This window comes from Bradyrhizobium sp. 154, from assembly GCF_023073875.1.
Classification (GTDB): domain Bacteria; phylum Pseudomonadota; class Alphaproteobacteria; order Rhizobiales; family Xanthobacteraceae; genus Bradyrhizobium.
Genome location: NZ_JADPKG010000113.1, coordinates 254338 through 270374, shown reverse-complemented (window position 1 = coordinate 270374; position 16037 = coordinate 254338). Strand labels below are relative to the sequence as shown.

The window sequence follows — 16037 nt, the reverse complement described above, 5'->3', positions numbered from 1 at the left end:
TCACGTCCCAACGCAGAGCGTAGCGCGCTGCTTGCGCAGCAGCGCGATCACCGACAGCGCCGTGATCAACCCCGTCTTGGGATTTTCGGACGGGATGTTCTCGATTCCCATCGAGAAGCGTGCGGAATCTGCCTCAACCTCGATGCGGTGAACGTTGCGCGTCACGGTCGGGTCGGCCCAGATCTGCACTTGGGTGCGATCCGGCCCGACGCCGGCAAGCGACAGCGCGACCGCGACGTTGAGATTGGCCGGGAAACCCTTTGCGGCCTCGCGCGCGTGCCTTCGAATAGCTTGAGCGGCTCGCGCAGCTTGTCGATATCGATGCTGTTCTCGAGGATGAACGGCGCGCCCTTCAAGCCGTCGATCGGCTTGCGCGTCACCATCTTCACCGAATGAATGGTGCCGATTGCGGCCGCGTTGACGGCGTCGAGCCCGATCAGCGCGCCGGTCGGCACGATGATGCGGCCGCCATTGGCGCGGGCGACATCGACGAGATCGAAATTGTCGAGCAGCCCGCCGACGCTGACCACGAGCGCGGCCTTGCCGCGCCTGACCGCGGGCTCGACGATCTCGCGCAGATGCCGGCTCGGTGCACATTCCACCACGATGTCGGCGGCATCGCCGAGCTGATCAATCGATAGCACGGATGGTGCCCGCCGCAGGCCGCTGAGAAACGCCCGATGCTTGACGGGATCGCGCACCGCCACCGCCGACAATGTCAGTCCCTCGATGCCTTGATCCAACGCAGATGCGATCTTGGTGCCGATCGAGCCCAATCCCGCGATGGCAATCCGCAAATCGCTCGAAGCCTTATGTTCGGTCATCGCATCCCACTTTCTGGCTGGATTGATGTCATAGCGTATCGTTTTCTGTATAAGCCAGTGCGAATTGAGTTCGCCTTACCGATCCCCGGCATGGCGTGGACTGTGATCCGCCGCCGCAATCCCACTGATACGGAGTATTCTCATGCGCACCCATTCGATCGCAGCCATTCCCGCCGACGGGATCGGTCCCGAGGTCATCTCGGCCGGAATCCGCGTGCTGGAGGCTCTGGCAAAACGCAGCGGCGACCTCGCCTTCAACGTCAAAACGTTCGACTGGGGCTCGGACTATTACAAGAAGCACGGCGTGATGATGCCGGCCGATGGGCTCACCGAGCTGAAAAAATTCGATGCGATCTATTTCGGCGCGGTCGGTGCGCCTGACGTGCCTGACCACATCACGCTGTGGGGGCTGCGCCTGCCGATCTGCCAGGGCTTTGACCAATACGCCAACGTGCGGCCGACAAAAATCCTGCCGGGCGTCGCCTCGCCGCTGCGCAATGTCGGCGTCGGCGATCTCGACTGGGTGATCGTGCGCGAGAATTCGGAAGGCGAATATGCCGGCATGGGCGGCCGCGCCCACAAGGACCTGCCGGAAGAGGTCGGCACCGAAGTCGCGGTCTTCACCCGCGTCGGCGTTACCCGGATCATGCGCTATGCGTTTGAGCTCGCGCGATCGCGTCCGCGCAAGCTGCTCACGGTCGTGACCAAGTCGAACGCGCAGCGCCATGGCATGGTGATGTGGGACGAGATCGCGGCCGAGGTCGCCGCTGATTTTCCCGACGTCAGCTGGGACAAGATGCTGGTCGATGCCATGACGGTGCGCATGACGCTGCATCCGAAGAGCCTCGACACGATCGCGGCGACCAATCTCCATGCCGACATCCTCTCGGATCTCGCCGGCGCACTGGCGGGCAGCCTCGGCGTGGCGCCGACCGGCAACATCGATCCGCAGCGCCGCTTCCCCTCGATGTTCGAGCCGATCCACGGCTCGGCCTTCGACATCACCGGCAAGGGCATCGCCAATCCGGTCGCAACGTTCTGGACCGGCGCGCAGATGCTCGAGCATCTCGGCGAGAAGGATGCGGCGAGCCGACTGATGGCCGCCGTCGAGCGCGTCTGCGCAGCCGGCGTGCTGACACCCGATGTCGGCGGCAAGGCGACGACGAAGGAAGTGACGGATGCCGTGATCGACGCGATCCACGGGTCGAACGTCTGATCGCCACTCTCCGTGATGGCCGAGCTTGTCCCCGGCCATCCACGACCTTTTCGTGCGGCACCAAGAACGTGGATGCCCGGGACGAGCCCGGGCGTGACGAATTTGCGGAACAGCCGGACGCTCAATGAATGCTGCTTTCGCAGCGATGATGCGCTCTACCTCCGCCCCGCGGGAGCCGCCGGCGGCGTCGCCATCGCGGCGGCCGGCGCCGGAGGGGTGAGGTGGCGCGGAACGATGATGGTCTGGCCCGGGACGAGCTGCGCGTTCTCCGGCAATGAATTGCTCTGCGCGAGCGACCACAGCGGCACGCGGTTGGCAGCGGCGATGCTCTCCATGGTGTCGCCGCGACGAACCGGCAGCCGAACTCCGCTATCCCACAACTCGACCAGTGCATCGCCGGGCACGAGATAGCGCAGCGGCACGGCATCAGCCTGGGCCTGCGGTGGGATGCGCGGCAACTGCGTCACCATCTCGACGATCTGGCGATGGATGTCGTCGGACTTCTCGATGTTGATGTGCGAGACGCGCGCGTTTTCCTTCAGATCATAGCTCGCGTAATGACCGCGAAAACCGGGCACCGCCACGACATCGCCGCCCCCCAGCACGCTGTCGGACAGGAAGATGTTGATGAAGCGCTCGACATTGAGCGGGACGTCGCCGGTCGCATGCGCGGGATCGATGGCGATGACGAGGCTGATCGGGACGTTCTCCTTCGCCGCCATTTCGGAGATGACGATCGAGCACAGCCCGCCCATGGAATGGCCGACCAGCACGATCGGTGCCGCCTTCTCCTTGTAGCTGGCGATGACACGGTTGCCGATCAGCCGGCACAGGGTGAATTCATAGACATCGGCCGAGAAGCCGGCCTGGGTCAGTTTCTCGCCGAGCCGGTCCATGCCGGTCGAGAAGATCGGGCCCATGGCACCACGGAACAGGTAGACCCTCGGCGGCGGCAATGGCTCGAACGGGGGCGGCGGCGGCGCGGCGGGGACGGCCGCGGTGGCCTTGGACTTGGCCGGTGAGGTCGCGGCCACGCCGCTGCTCATGGCGAGCAGCGCAACCGCGGCCAGCGCGACTAGTCGCCTCAAACGAATCATCAGTCCACCAGTCCCACCACGGAAGGCAACGGCCTTCCCTGCCGGGCTTAGTGACCACCGATTGGGTGGATTTTGGGGCACGGAACCGGCTGCGGCCCCTCGCAAATCCATCGAGCTGCCGCGTATCCGCGGGAGATGACAGGCTTTGCGACGATCGGCCTCAGGCCGGCGTCGCGAGAGCTAAAGCGGCAGAATCCGGTTCAATAGGTCGAGCAGCGTGCGCTGCTCCGCGTCGCTGAGCGGCGCCAGCATCCTTTCATTGTAGGGCTGCGTCAGCCTTGCCCCCTCCTGAATGAGCTTTGCGCCCTTTGGCGTCAGCATGAACTCGACGGCGCGGCGATCCGACTTCGAGCGGTTGCGCTTGATGAAGCCGGATGACTCGAGCTCGTTCAGGATCTTGATCAAGTTCGGCAGACGCAGGCGGAGCAGGCTGGCAAGGCTGCTGGGGGGAACGCCGGGATTGTCGCGAATGACGACGAAGATCGCATAGGTCGCGGGCGTCAGGCCCAACGCGGCGAACTCCTCGTAGAAGCCTTCGAAGAACTTCAGCTGCGCCAGGCGCAGCATGAAGCCGGGTGTCCGCTGCAGCGCCCGCAGATCCAGCGATGTCTCCAAGTCGACCTCCACTTGGGATCTGCTGAAGGTCGTCGCCACGATCAAGGCGAGGACGCGTTCCGCTCCGAGAGCGACGGTCAGTGCCCGCTGGCGAAGCAATAGCGGTTGGGAGCTGACCATGAGCGGCATTGCATCGAGTCCGGTCGACCCGTTTGCGCCCGATTTCCTGATCGACCCCTATCCCGCCTATGAGGCGTTGCGCGCGCTCGGGCCTGCGTTCGCACTGGAGCGTTACGGCGTGTGGGCCATGGCAGGCTATGCCGAGGTCGAACCAGCCCTGAAGGACTGGAAGACGTTCATCAGTGGCGAGGGCGTCGGGCTCCACGGCATGAACCCGGCACTCCCGAAGCCGCTGACGCTCCAGATCGATCCTCCCGACCACGACAAAGGCCGGCGGGTTCTCGGCCGTACGCTGTCTCCGGGTCTCGCAAGAAAGCTGCGCGAGACGTTTCAGCGTGAAGCAGAGAAGAAGGTGTCGGAGCTTATCGACAAAGGCACATTCGATGCCGTAACCGATCTCGCCGAAGCCTATCCCATGAAGGTGTTTCCGGATGCGATCGGCATCAGGCCGGATGGCCGTGACAAGCTGCTGGCTGGAGCACGTTCGTGTTCGACAGCTTTGGCCCTGACAACGAGATGCTGGCCGCATCGCGGAAGGAAGGTCTCGCCGCCCAAAGCTGGATCATGGAATGCTGCGCGCGAGATGCGCTACGGCCCGACGGGCTCGGCATGATGATCTACCAAGCGGCCGACGAGGGCGAGATCAGCGAGCACGAGGCAACGCATTTGGTGCGGCCGTTCCTTACCGCGGGGATCGACACCACCGTCAACGGAATCGGCAACACCCTGCTTGCGCTAGCCACCCATCCGGATGAATATCGCAAGCTGCATCACAAACCGGAGTTGGCGCGCAATGCTTTCGAGGAAGGACTGCGCTACGATTCACCGGTGCAGACGTTCTTCCGCACCACCTCGCGCGATGTCGAGATTGGCGGCGGCGTGATCCCGGCGCATCGCAAGGTGCTGCTGTTCATGGCTTCCGCCAACCGCGATCCCGCACGCTGGGACAGAGCCGACCGCTTCGACGTCGAGCGGGTTGCGACGGGCCATGTCGGCTTCGGCGCCGGCATCCACGCCTGCGTCGGCCAGATGATCGCGCGCCTGGAAGGCGAATTGATCTTCAGCGAGCTCGCAAGGCGCGTGAAGACCATCGAGCTCACGGCAGAGCCGAGGCGCAGGCTCAACAATTCGCTGCGCGGCCTTGCGAGCATGCCGGTGCGGGTGATGGCGGCCTAGTTCCTGGCCGGAGCCGCTGCGGCCGCCGAGCGCGCTGACCGCGGCACACCGGGCTCCGCGACCGGCACAGCCGGGGCGCGCGAGCGCATGATCGCGGCGTTGATTTCCGCGATGACGCGGCGCTGGATCGCCTCGTTCTTGTCGATCGAGATGTGGCCAACACCGGTGCCGCGAACATCGACATTGTCAAGCTTGCCCCGCAGGCCAGCCGCGGCCCGCACCGGCTCGCCGGGACCATCGCCGATATAGATGTTGATGTAGCGCTCGGCGCCGGTCGAGAGCTTGGTCTTGAACACGGAGTCGAGGCCTATCGCGAGCTTCACGGGAACGCCGAGCTGGTTCAGCTTGGCGATCATGTCCGGCAGCGCGGTCGCGCCCGAGGAATGGCCGACCAGGATGATGGTCTTGAGGCGGCCGGCCTTGTAGGCGGTCGCCGCTTCATCGGCGAGCGAGGACCACGAGACGAAGTTGGCGACGGTCACCGGGATGCCCTGCGCCTGGAGCCGGGCGCCAATCGTGTCGAGCCCGAGCGAGAAGATGTTGAGCACGCCACGAAGCAGGTAGACATGCGTGGTCGCTGCCGCTGCCTGGCTCGGCGCGGCCTTGGCGCCGGTCGGGCTTATGGCAACAGCTGACAGCAGAAGCAGGCCCATCGCCCACATGCGGAGGGCGGGCAACTGGCTGGCGCCGGCGGTGTGACGGCCGTTCGGTCTCATCGATGTTTTCCCTGGGGACAATACGCTTCGCGATTGGTCGGAATCGTAGCCACGGCCCGCTCGCAGACGCAACAAAGAGCCGCGTGAGCGACAATCTTAGCCGCGCTCCGTGACCATCGCGCAACACTTGGCTGAAACCTGCCACTGAAGGGCCTGTTTTGAGACCATTTTTCTCTGAGCAATTGCGACCCGGCAACGGCGTTCCTATCTCATGGCTCCGCTGACCCGCCCTCCCGGGACGGGTTCCAGCCTCCCTCCCCAGCCTTTGCCCCTCAGCCTTGCGGCCATCATGTCCTCTATCATTTCCGTCGCCAATCTGTCGAAAACCTATGGGTCCGGCTTCAAGGCGCTCAAGAACGTCAGTCTCGACATCAAGCGTGGCGAGATCTTTGCGCTGCTCGGCCCCAACGGCGCCGGCAAGACCACGCTGATCTCCATCATCTGCGGCATCGCCAACCCGAGCGAGGGCCGCGTCCTCGTCGCCGGCGAGGACATCCAGACCTCCTACCGCAAGGCGCGCTCTCTAATCGGCCTGGTGCCACAGGAGCTGCACACCGATGCCTTCGAGAGCGTGTGGGCGACCGTGAGCTTCTCCCGCGGCCTGTTCGGCAAGCCGAAGAATCCTGATCACATCGAGAAGGTCCTCAAGGACCTCTCGCTATGGGACAAGAAGGACAACAAGATCATCACGCTCTCCGGCGGCATGAAGCGCCGCGTGATGATCGCAAAAGCACTGTCGCACGAGCCGCAGATCCTGTTCCTGGACGAGCCCACCGCCGGCGTCGACGTCGAGCTGCGCAAGGGCATGTGGGAGGTCGTGCGCGGCCTTCAGCAGTCCGGCGTCACCATCATCCTCACCACGCACTACATCGAGGAAGCCGAGGAGATGGCCGACCGCATCGGCGTCATCAACAAGGGCGAGATCGTGCTGGTCGAGGACAAGACGACCTTGATGCAGAAGCTCGGCAAGAAGCGGCTGACGCTGCATTTGCAGGGCAAGCTCGACGCGCTGCCGCAGAGCCTCAGCCATTATAAGCTCGACCTGTGCGATTCCGGCGCCACGCTGGTCTACGACTACGACACCAAGGGTGATCGCACCGGCATCACCAGCCTGCTCAGCGACCTCCGCACCGCCGGCATCCGTTTCAACGATCTCGACACGACGCAATCGTCGCTCGAGGACATCTTCGTCGATCTCGTGAGGACGTCATGAATCACCGCGCCATCCGCGCCATCTACCTGTTCGAAATGGCGCGCACCTGGCGCACGCTGCTGCAAAGCATCGTCTCGCCGGTGGTCTCGACCTCGCTCTATTTCGTGGTGTTCGGCGCCGCGATCGGCTCGCGCATCAGTCAGGTCGAGGGCGTCAGCTACGGTACCTTCATCGTGCCGGGCCTGATCATGCTCTCGGTGCTGACGCAGAGCATCGCGAATGCCTCATTTGGCATTTACTTCCCGAAATTTACCGGAACGATCTACGAAATCCTGTCGGCGCCGATCTCCTATTTCGAGATCGTGCTCGGCTATGTCGGCGCCGCCGCGACCAAGTCGATCATCCTCGGCCTGATCATCCTCGCCACCGCCGGGCTGTTCGTTCCATTGCATATTCACCATCCGGTCTGGATGCTGGCCTTCCTGGTGCTGACGGCGGTGACGTTCAGCCTGTTCGGCTTCATCATCGGCATCTGGGCCGACGGCTTCGAGAAGCTGCAGATGATCCCGATGCTGGTGGTGACGCCGCTGACCTTCCTCGGCGGCAGCTTCTATTCCATCGACATGCTGCCGGCCGGCTGGCGCACGGTGGCGCTGCTCAACCCAGTCGTCTATCTGATCTCGGGCTTCCGCTGGAGCTTCTACGAGATCGCGGATGTCAGCGTGTCCGTCAGCGTCGGCATGACGCTGGCATTCCTGGTGGCCTGCCTGATCGTGATCTGGTGGATTTTCCGCACGGGGTATCGGCTGAAGAATTGAGCCTGCCGTCATTCCGGGCGTGCGAAGCACGAGCCGGAATCCATCGTGCAGCAGAGTTGGTCGATGAATAGATTCCGGGTTCGCCACTGCGTGGCGCCCCCGAATGACGAGGTGGGGTACCAATTGCCCCTTTGCCGGCGTTGTGAATCCACGTCCGGCTCGCGAAAATGTCAGCGCTGCCGGGCGCCGTGCGGCACAAGACGGCCTTGCTTACATCAGGCATGACGTTAACGATGGACAGGCAGGCCACTGGAACCAACGCCGAATGACAGGCATAATGCACGCCGGGGACGGAGAGCCGCGGCGCCTAGCGTGAACAGGCCGGAGGCCGGAAGTCAGATGCGTACATTTTTGATTGCTTTCACATCCCTGATGCTTTTGAGCGCGGGCGCCGCGCACGCCAAGGTCGAGATCACCGTCGACAAGGACAACCAACAGATGACCGTCGCCGTCGACGGCGTCGCGCGCTATCACTGGCCGGTGTCGACCGGCATCCCCTCGCGCGAGACGCCGAACGGCGCGTTCCGCGCCTTCCGCATGGAAGAGGATCACTACTCCAAGGAATTCGACGACGCGCCGATGCCGCACGCGATCTTCTTCACCAAGGTGGGGCACGCCATCCACGGCACCGATTCGGTCGGCCGGCTCGGCTCGCCGGCTTCGCATGGCTGCGTGCGGCTGTCGCGTCAGAATGCCTCGACGCTCTATGCCTTGGTGCAGCAACAGGGCGTGCTCAACACCACGGTGACGTTGACCGGCTCGGCGCAGGTGGCGCTGGCGCGCAATCCGCGCGGCCGCAATCCCACCGCCGTCGCCCGCGCTCCACAGCCCGCCGAAGAACAATACAGTGCCGCAGGCGATCCCGTGAACTTGACGCCGCCGGCGCAGCCCGCCCGCCGCTACATGCCGCAGGACGACAATTACATCTATCCGGCCGACGGCAGCGACACCGGCGCACGCTATCCGGCGCCGCGCTCGGCCAGCCGCCCGCTCTATGACGCGCAGGTCTATCAGCAGCAGCAGCCGCGCCCCTATTACGACCAGGGCTATAGCCAGCAGGGCTACTCCTATCAGCCACAGCCCCGGCACGTTTATCAGCCGCGGGGCTATTATTATCAGAACTGACGCTCGCAACCATTTCCGCCAACCGCGCTCGGCGATCAGCACGACCAACAGATTGCCATTCGAGGCATCATGCCGCCACGTGCCACGACCATTCTGCCTGTGCTCTGGGCTTTGCTAGCGGGACCGGCGATGGGATTCGACCTCGAAGCGCATCGCGGCGGGCGGGCGCTGCTGCCGGAAAATACCCTGCCGGCCTTCGCCAACGCGCTGTCGATGGGCGTGGACACGCTCGAGCTCGACGTCGGCGTGACTGCCGACGGCGAAGTCGTCGTCTCGCATGAGCGCGGGCTCAATCCGGATCTCACGCGCGGCCCAGACGGGGCCTACATCACTCCGCCCGGCATGCCGTTCGTGAAACTGCGGCTCGACGAGGTCAGGACCTACGACGTCGGCCGGATCCGGCCGGATAGTGGGTACGCAAAGCAATTCCCCGATCAGCGCGCCTTACCGGGGACACGCATTCCCACCTTGAGCGAGCTGTTCGCGCTGGTGCGCAAGTCCGGCAACATGCGCGTGCGCTTCAACATCGAAACCAAGATCGATCCGAACCATCCGGACGAAACGCTCGACCCGCAGGCTTTCGTCACCAGGCTGCTCAGCCTGATCGAGGCCGAACAGTTTTCCGAGCGTGTCATGATCCAGTCGTTCGACTGGAGAACGTTGCTGCTCGTGCAGCAGCAAGCACCGAAAATACCAACCGTGTACCTCACGCTCCAGCGCGGGTCAGGCCAGACGGTGGCGCTCGACAAAGCCACCAACTGGACGGCGGGCTTCAGTCCTGCGGATCACGGCGGCTCGCTGCCGCGGACGATCAAGGCCGCCGGTGGCGCGGTCTGGTCGCCTTATTTCGGCGATGTGACCGGGGCGCTCATCTCGGAGGCCCGCGGACTTGGGTTGCGCGTCGTAGTGTGGACGGTCAACAAGCCCGACGACATGGCGCGGATGATCGAGCTCGGCGTCGATGGCATCATCTCCGACAGGCCGGACCTGTTGCGGCAGATCGCCGGCGAGAAGGGAATTGCGTTGCCGGCGGGGACGCCGGTGGCGCCGTAAGGTTTATCCGTCTTCATGGCCGGGCCTGTCCCGGCCATCCACGCGTTCCGTCGTCGTCCGAAGAACGTGGATGCCCGGCACAAGCCCGGGCATGACGACCTCTTGTGGATCTGCGCGCCATACCTTCGCCTGCCCTACTCCCCGTCCCGCAAGCGCCGATACAGCGCACCCAGAATATTGGAATAGTCGTCGGTCCAGACCCGCATCCTGTCGTCAGCTTCGGTCTGCTCCCATGACTTCGAGGAAGCGAGCCTGCCGATGTCCGCCTCCTCCCGCGCGGAGATGACGACGTCGGTCGAGAAGATGTAATCGGAATCGCGCCCGGAATCCTCGTTGAAGACCCAGCTCGTGAGATCGTTGGCATCGGCAATGCCGACCACGACGGTCTCGAGATCGAGATGCCGGTTGGAGACGTGCATCACCACGGCGCCATGCGGGGCGAGCTTGTCCTTGTAGATCTTCATCGCCTCCTTGGTCGCAAGGTGAATCGGGATCGCATCGGACGAATAGGCATCGACAATGATGAGGTCGTAGGCGCCGTTGGGCTCCTTTGCGAAGGTGAGCCGCGCATCGCCGATCACCGGCTTCATATCCGGCAGGCAGCTCGAGATGTAGCGGAAATTCCTGGGGTCGCGCGCTGCGTCGACCATGGATTGGTCGATCTCGAAGAATTTCCAACTCTCGCCGGGTTCAGCAGCACAGGCAAGCGTGCCGGAGCCGACACCGATCGCAGCAACCTTCAGTGGCGCGCCCTTGCGCTCGCGGATCGCGCTGACCGCCTGACCGATGCCGCCGTCCTTGTGATAGTAGGTGATCGGCTCGGGCCGGCCGACGACCGGCGTGCCATCATTGTTGCGGAAGCGCTCCGCGCCGTGGATCGTGGTGCCGTGCATCAGCACGTGGAAATAGCCGCCGGGCGTCACCACGATCTTGTGCACGCCGAAGAAGCTGCGCACCGTCGTGACGCGTCCCTCGTCTGCGGGATAGACCCGGATCAACGCCAACGCGAGGGCGACGGTCGCAAAAATCTTCCAGCGGCCGGCATTGAGCGTCAGCGCCAGAAGAGCTGCCAGCCCGCCGACGGCACCGGCGATCCAGACGCGATGGTCCTCGAACCAGGTCGAGAGGTCGCCCGTCGTAGTGGAGGGCGCGACGAGCGCCACCGCGAGCGCGGCGAGCGCCGGCCAGTACCATTTGACGATGCCCGCCAGCCGCTCGTTCGCCGACGGCCGGCATAGCGCGGCGAGCGCAATCAGGATCGGGTATTCGGCGATCCACGAGAAGGTGAACGGCGCGACGAGCCCTGCGAACAGGCCGCCGACCATGCCGCCGAACGACAGCGCGACATAGAAGCCGGTGAGATATTTGGCTGCCGGCCGCGTCCGCGCCAGTTCGCCGTGGCAGGCCATGGCGATGAGGAAGAAGCACAATTGATGACCGCCGAGCGTGAGCAGCAGGTTCTGCTCCCCGCCGAAAGCCAGCAGGACAACCACGCCCGCGATCGCGACCGGCTGGAGCATCAGCATCCATTTGTGCGGCAGCAGCGGACGCGACTGGAACACGACGACCCAGGTGAGCAGATACAGGGATAACGGCAGCACCCACAGAAGCGGTGCCGCCGCGACATCGGTGGAGATGTGCGCGGTCACCGCGATGAGCAGACCCGACGGCACCGCGGCCAGGAAGATCCAGCGCAGCCGCGTCACCAGACCGGGCGCCGGCGCATTGACCTCCTCCGCTCGCGCATCGACCACCGTCAGCTGCGGCGAGCGCAACAGCAGCACGCCGCAGGCGGCGATCAGCAGGATCAGGAGGCCATAGCCGGCGGTCCACAACCGGTTCTGCGTGTGCAGCGTGAACATCGGCTCCAGCAGGAACGGATAGGACAAAAGCGCGAGGAAGCTGCCGATGTTGGAGGAGGCATAGAGGAAATAGGGATCGTGCCCGGCGGGATGGCCGGTGCGGACGAACCAGGCTTGCAACAGTGGATTGTTGGCGGCGAGCGCGAAGAACGGCAGGCCGATCGAGACCACGAACAGGCCGAGCAGCCAGACCGCATAGCCCGAAGCGGGCGGCTCGCCATAGGCGGAGGCGATGCCGAGCGGCAGGGTCGCCAAGGCCGCGATCAGCAGCACCAGATGCACTGCGACCGGAACGATGCGGCTTTTGACCTGCATCAACAGATGCGCATAGGCGTAACCCGCCAGCAGCAGCGACTGGAAGAACACCATCGCGACCGACCACACCGCCGGCGAGCCGCCGAGCCGCGGCAGCACCATCTTGGTGAACAGCGGCTGCACCGAGAACAGCAAGAGCGCGCTGACGAAGATCGCGGCGGTGTAGACCGTCAGCAACAGCCGGTTGCGTGATGAGGACGGCTGCTCCGTGGCGGCGGGTTGCACGATCGAATCCATGGAAGCTCCGGCAAAAGCGTTTTCCAGCGAAGTGGGCACCGGTTCGCGCGACAGAACGCGTCGGACGATGCCCCCGGCGGGCGCCGGACGGCCGCAATGGAGCACAAGGCGCCTGAACGGGCAATAAAGGCGCTCCTGATGTTGCGGCGAGGAATGCTTGATATACAGATGTCGTACGGGGCGATGCGAAGCATCGAACCTGGAACCTCGAAATTCCGGGTTGCGCTCCGCGCGCCCGGAATGACGGTGGATTGGACTTGAACACTTCATGACAGAAACCGACGTCGTCATCATCGGCGCTGGCCATAACGGCCTCACCTGCGCAGCTTATCTCGCGACGGCAGGTCTACGCGTGCGCGTGGTCGAGCGCCGCAAGGTGATCGGCGGAGCGGCGGTCACAGAGGAATTTCACCCCGGCTTCCGAAATTCGGTCGCGGCCTACACCGTGAGCCTGCTCAATCCGCAGGTGATCCGCGACTTGAATCTTGCGGAACAAGGCTTGCGCATCGTCGAACGGCGCGCGCAGAATTTTCTACCCGCACCCGACGGCAGCTATCTCCTCACCGGCGAGGGGCGGACGAAGGATTCCGTGGCGCGGCTGAACGCGCATGACGCCGATGCGCTCGACGGTTTCACGCGCGAGCTGGAAGAGATTGCCGACGTGCTCAGGCAGTTCGTGCTGCGCGCGCCGCCGAACCTGCTTGACGGCTTTGGCACGAGCGCGATCCGCGAGGCCGTGAATGCGTTAAAGACGGCCAACATTCTGCGTGGGCTGACGCTGGAGCAGAGCCGCAGCCTGCTCGACCTCTTCACCCGCTCCGCCGGCGAGATGCTGGACGAGCGTTTCGAGCATGATCTTGTCAAGGCGCTGTTCGGTTTCGATGCCATCGTCGGCAATTATGCCAGTCCCTACGCGGCGGGTTCGGCCTATGTGATGCTGCATCACGCCTTCGGCGAGGTGAACGGCAAGAAGGGCGTCTGGGGCCACGCCATCGGCGGCATGGGCGCGATCACGCAGGCGATGGCGCGCACTGCGCGCGATCGGGGCGTCGCGATCGATACCGACGCGGGCGTGCGCGAGATCATCGTCGAGCGCGACCGCGCGGTCGGCGTAGTGCTGGAGAACGGCACCGCCATCCGCGCCAAATATGTCGCAGCCAACGTCAACCCAAAACTGCTCTATACGCGGCTGGTTGCGGCCGACGCCCTGCCCCAAGACTTCCTCGCCCGTATCCGGCACTGGAAGAATGGCTCCGGCACCTTCCGCATGAACGTGGCGCTGGACCGCCTGCCCTCGTTCACGGCGCTCCCCGGTCAGGGCGATCATCTCACCTCGGGCATTATCCTGGCACCGAGCCTCGGCTACATGGACCGCGCGTATCACGATGCGCGCGCGCAGGGCTGGAGCCGTGAACCTGTCGTCGAGATGCTGATCCCCTCGACGCTGGACGGCACGCTGGCGCCCGAAGGCAAACATGTCGCGAGCCTATTCTGCCAGCACGTCGCGCCGGAGCTTCCCGATGGAAAGTCCTGGGACGACCATCGTGACGAGGTCGCCGATCTCATGATCGCGACGGTGGACAAATATGCCCCGGGCTTTGCGGCGAGCGTGCTCGGCCGCCAGATCCTCTCGCCGCTCGATCTTGAGCGGCAGTTCGGCCTCTTGGGTGGAGACATCTTCCACGGCGCGCTGACGCTGAACCAGCTGTTCTCGGCGCGGCCGATGCTGGGCCATGCCGATTATCGCGGCCCGCTGAAAGGCCTCTACCATTGCGGCTCCGGCGCCCATCCTGGTGGCGGTGTCACCGGCGCTCCCGGCCACAACGCCGCACAGGTGATCTTGAGGGATCACCGGTCGCTGTTCGGAAGCCGTGGATAGGTCTGTGGACGAGCTGTGGATCGCCTGTCGAGATGCCTGCGCACGGCGGAGCGCCACAGGCTGGTCGATAGGCGGTGGAGAACTGCGGGGCCACTGCCGGAAAAGTCCGTGGATAGGCGTCGTACAAGGTGCGGATAACCTGTGGAGACTGCTCGATAGCCACATGTCGCAAAACGACCTCGCCCGCCAGGGGGTAATCCCCCTCGCGGGCGCTGGGTCAAAAACAGCCTATGAAGAAAAGTAGCCCCCGCTGGGAAATGGGAGGCGGAAATTACTTCAAAGAGGTGCTAATCGAACCGAACTTCTCGTTCAGGCTGGTGCCCAGGCTGTTCACCACGGTGATGATCGCGAGGGCAATACCGGCTGCGATCAAGCCGTATTCGATCGCAGTTGCACCGGACTCGTCCGACCAGAACTTCTGAACCATGCGCTTCAAGATTTGCCTCCGTTCCATTTCAAGCTGTGTTGGCGCCGCCAAACATCCGGAAATTTACGGCATGCGACCTACGGTCCGGTTAATCTGAGAGCTGCAACTTGTGCTGAAAATTGGGACTAAAAACTGCAAAAATTGAACCCGACGGAACCTTAGAATGCAGCCCGCCCCTACCCATCGCGCCAGCTTCTCGATCGGCAGCGAGGCCGCCGCCAGGCGTGTCGTCGACCTGCTCACCGAGGTGTTTTTCGAGGGGGATGCGGCGGTCGCTGCTTTCGAGCGGCCGGACGGCCGATGGGACGTCACCCTGCATTTTGCCGCCGCGCCGGACCAAGCATGGCTGCGCGAACTGGTTGCAACTTCAGCAGGAAATGAGATCGCACAGACGCTAGCCTTCGATATCGTCGAAGCCAAGGACTGGGTCAAAGCGAGCCTGGAAGACCTCGTCCCCGTCCCGGCCGGCCGTTTCGTCGTGCACGGCAGCCATGACCGCGACCGCGTGGCAGCGAACAAGCTCGCCATCGAGATCGAGGCGGCGCTCGCCTTCGGTACCGGCCACCACGGCACGACCCGCGGCTGTTTACTGCTGCTTGACCATGTCCTGAAGAGTTCCCGGCCGCGCAACTTGCTCGACCTCGGTACCGGCACCGGCGTGCTGGCGATTGCAGCCGCGAAGGCGTTGCATCGCGCGGTGCTTGCCTCCGACATCGATCCGCCCTCGGTGCGGGTGGCGGCCCAGAACGCGGCGCTGAATGACGTCGGCAACCATGTGCGGGTGATCCGCGCCACCGGCTTCGCCGCGGCGGAGTTCGGCAAATGGGGTCCGTTTGACCTGGTGTTGGCCAACATCCTCGCCAATCCATTGCGGCAATTGGCGAGTCCGATGGCGCGGCATCTCGCAGCCGGCGCCTACGTCATCCTCTCCGGCCTGTTGACGCATCAGGCCACCGCCGTGATCGCCGCCTACCGCGCGCGCGGCCTCGTGCCGCTGCGGCACCTGCGCATCGAGGGATGGAGCAGTCTGTTGCTGCGGAAGATGGGGTGACTGGTCGAAGCTGCCCTAGGTTGGGCCAAGCGCAGCGTGTCCACCAACCTCATTCGCGAACGCCCACTACTCCCCCGGCTTCTCGTTCTGGCGCGTCGCGCGCTCGTCCTGCAACGCCCGCCTCGCGCGGCGTTCGGCGAATCGATCGATCATCTGGCTGATGAGGCCGCGCGGCTTCTTCGGTGTCGCCGTAGCCGGCGCGCGGCGCACCGGCGGCGAAATCTTCTCAAACGTGAATGATGGCATCGTGTGTCCCCTCGCCGTTGAGATGAACCACCTGCTCGAATTTCCCTGTTATCCGGACGAAGCGCAACTGCCGCACCCTTTACTCCACTCAATTCGAATGGAACCAT

At 64.2% G+C, this 16037-nt stretch carries 15 protein-coding genes and 1 pseudogene; 9 read left to right on the top strand and 7 right to left on the bottom strand.

The window, feature by feature from the left end; genetic code table 11:
• A pseudogene (locus IVA92_RS29525) lies at positions 1 to 824 on the bottom strand (aspartate dehydrogenase).
• Between the two features lie 142 nt (positions 825 to 966).
• Here IVA92_RS29525 and IVA92_RS29520 point away from each other — a divergent pair.
• Positions 967 to 2040 carry a tartrate dehydrogenase gene (locus IVA92_RS29520; protein WP_247278491.1) on the top strand — a complete coding sequence of 358 codons (1074 nt, stop codon included), beginning with the start codon at positions 967 to 969 and terminating at the stop codon, positions 2038 to 2040.
• 155 nt (positions 2041 to 2195) lie between these two features.
• On the opposite strand, the gene IVA92_RS29515 is transcribed toward IVA92_RS29520, so the two are convergent.
• Positions 2196 to 3137, bottom strand: a complete 942-nt coding sequence (locus IVA92_RS29515) for a LysM peptidoglycan-binding domain-containing protein (protein ID WP_247278490.1) — start codon at positions 3135 to 3137, stop codon at positions 2196 to 2198.
• A 180-nt stretch (positions 3138 to 3317) separates the two neighbouring features.
• Positions 3318 to 3752, bottom strand: a complete 435-nt coding sequence (locus IVA92_RS29510; protein WP_247278489.1) for a MarR family transcriptional regulator — start codon at positions 3750 to 3752, stop codon at positions 3318 to 3320.
• 118 nt (positions 3753 to 3870) lie between these two features.
• Between IVA92_RS29510 and IVA92_RS36150 the strand changes: the two genes are divergently transcribed.
• Positions 3871 to 4485 (top strand): hypothetical protein, encoded by a 615-nt coding sequence (locus IVA92_RS36150; protein ID WP_346658134.1) that lies wholly within the window; start codon positions 3871 to 3873, stop codon positions 4483 to 4485.
• The gene (locus IVA92_RS36145; protein WP_346658133.1) at positions 4482 to 5048 is read left to right on the top strand and encodes a cytochrome P450; all 567 of its coding nucleotides are present in this window, start codon (positions 4482 to 4484) and stop codon (positions 5046 to 5048) included. The genes IVA92_RS36150 and IVA92_RS36145 overlap by 4 nt, the downstream gene beginning before the upstream one ends.
• Here the strand turns inward: IVA92_RS36145 and IVA92_RS29500 are convergent.
• Entirely contained in the window at positions 5045 to 5764 is a 720-nt protein-coding gene (locus IVA92_RS29500; RefSeq protein ID WP_247278488.1) for a hypothetical protein, read from the bottom strand. The two genes, IVA92_RS36145 and IVA92_RS29500, sit on opposite strands and share 4 nt — an antisense overlap.
• A 289-nt stretch (positions 5765 to 6053) precedes the next feature.
• On the opposite strand from IVA92_RS29500, the gene IVA92_RS29495 reads away from it, so the two are divergent.
• From IVA92_RS29495 to IVA92_RS29480, 4 genes are all read left to right on the top strand, one after another.
• A complete protein-coding gene (locus IVA92_RS29495) occupies positions 6054 to 6977 on the top strand; it encodes an ABC transporter ATP-binding protein (RefSeq protein WP_247278487.1) in 924 nt (307 codons plus the stop codon).
• Positions 6974 to 7735: an ABC transporter permease gene (locus tag IVA92_RS29490; RefSeq protein ID WP_247278486.1), complete on the top strand. Its 762-nt coding sequence runs from the start codon at positions 6974 to 6976 to the stop codon at positions 7733 to 7735. The genes IVA92_RS29495 and IVA92_RS29490 overlap by 4 nt, the downstream gene beginning before the upstream one ends.
• Before the next feature lie 339 nt (positions 7736 to 8074).
• A complete protein-coding gene (locus tag IVA92_RS29485; RefSeq protein ID WP_247278485.1) occupies positions 8075 to 8860 on the top strand; it encodes a L,D-transpeptidase in 786 nt (261 codons plus the stop codon).
• 69 nt (positions 8861 to 8929) lie between these two features.
• On the top strand, positions 8930 to 9913 hold the full coding sequence (locus IVA92_RS29480) for a glycerophosphodiester phosphodiesterase (protein WP_247278484.1): 984 nt from the start codon (positions 8930 to 8932) through the stop codon (positions 9911 to 9913).
• Between the two features lie 134 nt (positions 9914 to 10047).
• On the opposite strand, the gene IVA92_RS29475 is transcribed toward IVA92_RS29480, so the two are convergent.
• On the bottom strand, positions 10048 to 12327 hold the full coding sequence (locus IVA92_RS29475) for a fused MFS/spermidine synthase (RefSeq protein WP_247278483.1): 2280 nt from the start codon (positions 12325 to 12327) through the stop codon (positions 10048 to 10050).
• Positions 12328 to 12595: 268 nt separating this feature from the next.
• Here IVA92_RS29475 and IVA92_RS29470 point away from each other — a divergent pair, with 268 nt between their 5' ends.
• Positions 12596 to 14206, top strand: coding sequence for an NAD(P)/FAD-dependent oxidoreductase (locus tag IVA92_RS29470; RefSeq protein ID WP_247278482.1), 1611 nt, complete (start codon positions 12596 to 12598; stop codon positions 14204 to 14206).
• A 271-nt stretch (positions 14207 to 14477) separates the two neighbouring features.
• Here IVA92_RS29470 and IVA92_RS29465 read toward each other — a convergent pair whose 3' ends face one another.
• A complete protein-coding gene (locus IVA92_RS29465) occupies positions 14478 to 14642 on the bottom strand; it encodes a Flp family type IVb pilin (RefSeq protein WP_247278481.1) in 165 nt (54 codons plus the stop codon).
• A gap of 154 nt (positions 14643 to 14796) precedes the next feature.
• On the opposite strand from IVA92_RS29465, the gene IVA92_RS29460 reads away from it, so the two are divergent.
• Entirely contained in the window at positions 14797 to 15684 is an 888-nt protein-coding gene (locus IVA92_RS29460; RefSeq protein ID WP_247278480.1) for a 50S ribosomal protein L11 methyltransferase, read from the top strand.
• A gap of 66 nt (positions 15685 to 15750) precedes the next feature.
• Here the strand turns inward: IVA92_RS29460 and IVA92_RS29455 are convergent, their stop codons facing one another.
• Positions 15751 to 15930 carry a hypothetical protein gene (locus IVA92_RS29455; RefSeq protein WP_247278479.1) on the bottom strand — a complete coding sequence of 60 codons (180 nt, stop codon included), beginning with the start codon at positions 15928 to 15930 and terminating at the stop codon, positions 15751 to 15753.
• Positions 15931 to 16037 lie beyond the last annotated feature (107 nt).

What these genes read in the sequence shown, in the direction of transcription:
- IVA92_RS29500 (WP_247278488.1), bottom strand. Translation starts at nt 5,764, where the DNA reads ATGAGACCGAACGGCCGTCACACCGCCGGCGCCAGCCAGTTGCCCGCC.
- IVA92_RS29515 (WP_247278490.1), bottom strand. Translation starts at nt 3,137, where the DNA reads ATGATTCGTTTGAGGCGACTAGTCGCGCTGGCCGCGGTTGCGCTGCTC.
- IVA92_RS29480 (WP_247278484.1), top strand. Translation starts at nt 8,930, where the DNA reads ATGCCGCCACGTGCCACGACCATTCTGCCTGTGCTCTGGGCTTTGCTA.
- IVA92_RS36150 (WP_346658134.1), top strand. Translation starts at nt 3,871, where the DNA reads ATGAGCGGCATTGCATCGAGTCCGGTCGACCCGTTTGCGCCCGATTTC.
- IVA92_RS36145 (WP_346658133.1), top strand. Translation starts at nt 4,482, where the DNA reads ATGATGATCTACCAAGCGGCCGACGAGGGCGAGATCAGCGAGCACGAG.
- IVA92_RS29485 (WP_247278485.1), top strand. Translation starts at nt 8,075, where the DNA reads ATGCGTACATTTTTGATTGCTTTCACATCCCTGATGCTTTTGAGCGCG.
- IVA92_RS29455 (WP_247278479.1), bottom strand. Translation starts at nt 15,930, where the DNA reads ATGCCATCATTCACGTTTGAGAAGATTTCGCCGCCGGTGCGCCGCGCG.
- IVA92_RS29490 (WP_247278486.1), top strand. Translation starts at nt 6,974, where the DNA reads ATGAATCACCGCGCCATCCGCGCCATCTACCTGTTCGAAATGGCGCGC.
- IVA92_RS29460 (WP_247278480.1), top strand. Translation starts at nt 14,797, where the DNA reads ATGCAGCCCGCCCCTACCCATCGCGCCAGCTTCTCGATCGGCAGCGAG.
- IVA92_RS29475 (WP_247278483.1), bottom strand. Translation starts at nt 12,327, where the DNA reads ATGGATTCGATCGTGCAACCCGCCGCCACGGAGCAGCCGTCCTCATCA.
- IVA92_RS29470 (WP_247278482.1), top strand. Translation starts at nt 12,596, where the DNA reads ATGACAGAAACCGACGTCGTCATCATCGGCGCTGGCCATAACGGCCTC.
- IVA92_RS29495 (WP_247278487.1), top strand. Translation starts at nt 6,054, where the DNA reads ATGTCCTCTATCATTTCCGTCGCCAATCTGTCGAAAACCTATGGGTCC.
- IVA92_RS29520 (WP_247278491.1), top strand. Translation starts at nt 967, where the DNA reads ATGCGCACCCATTCGATCGCAGCCATTCCCGCCGACGGGATCGGTCCC.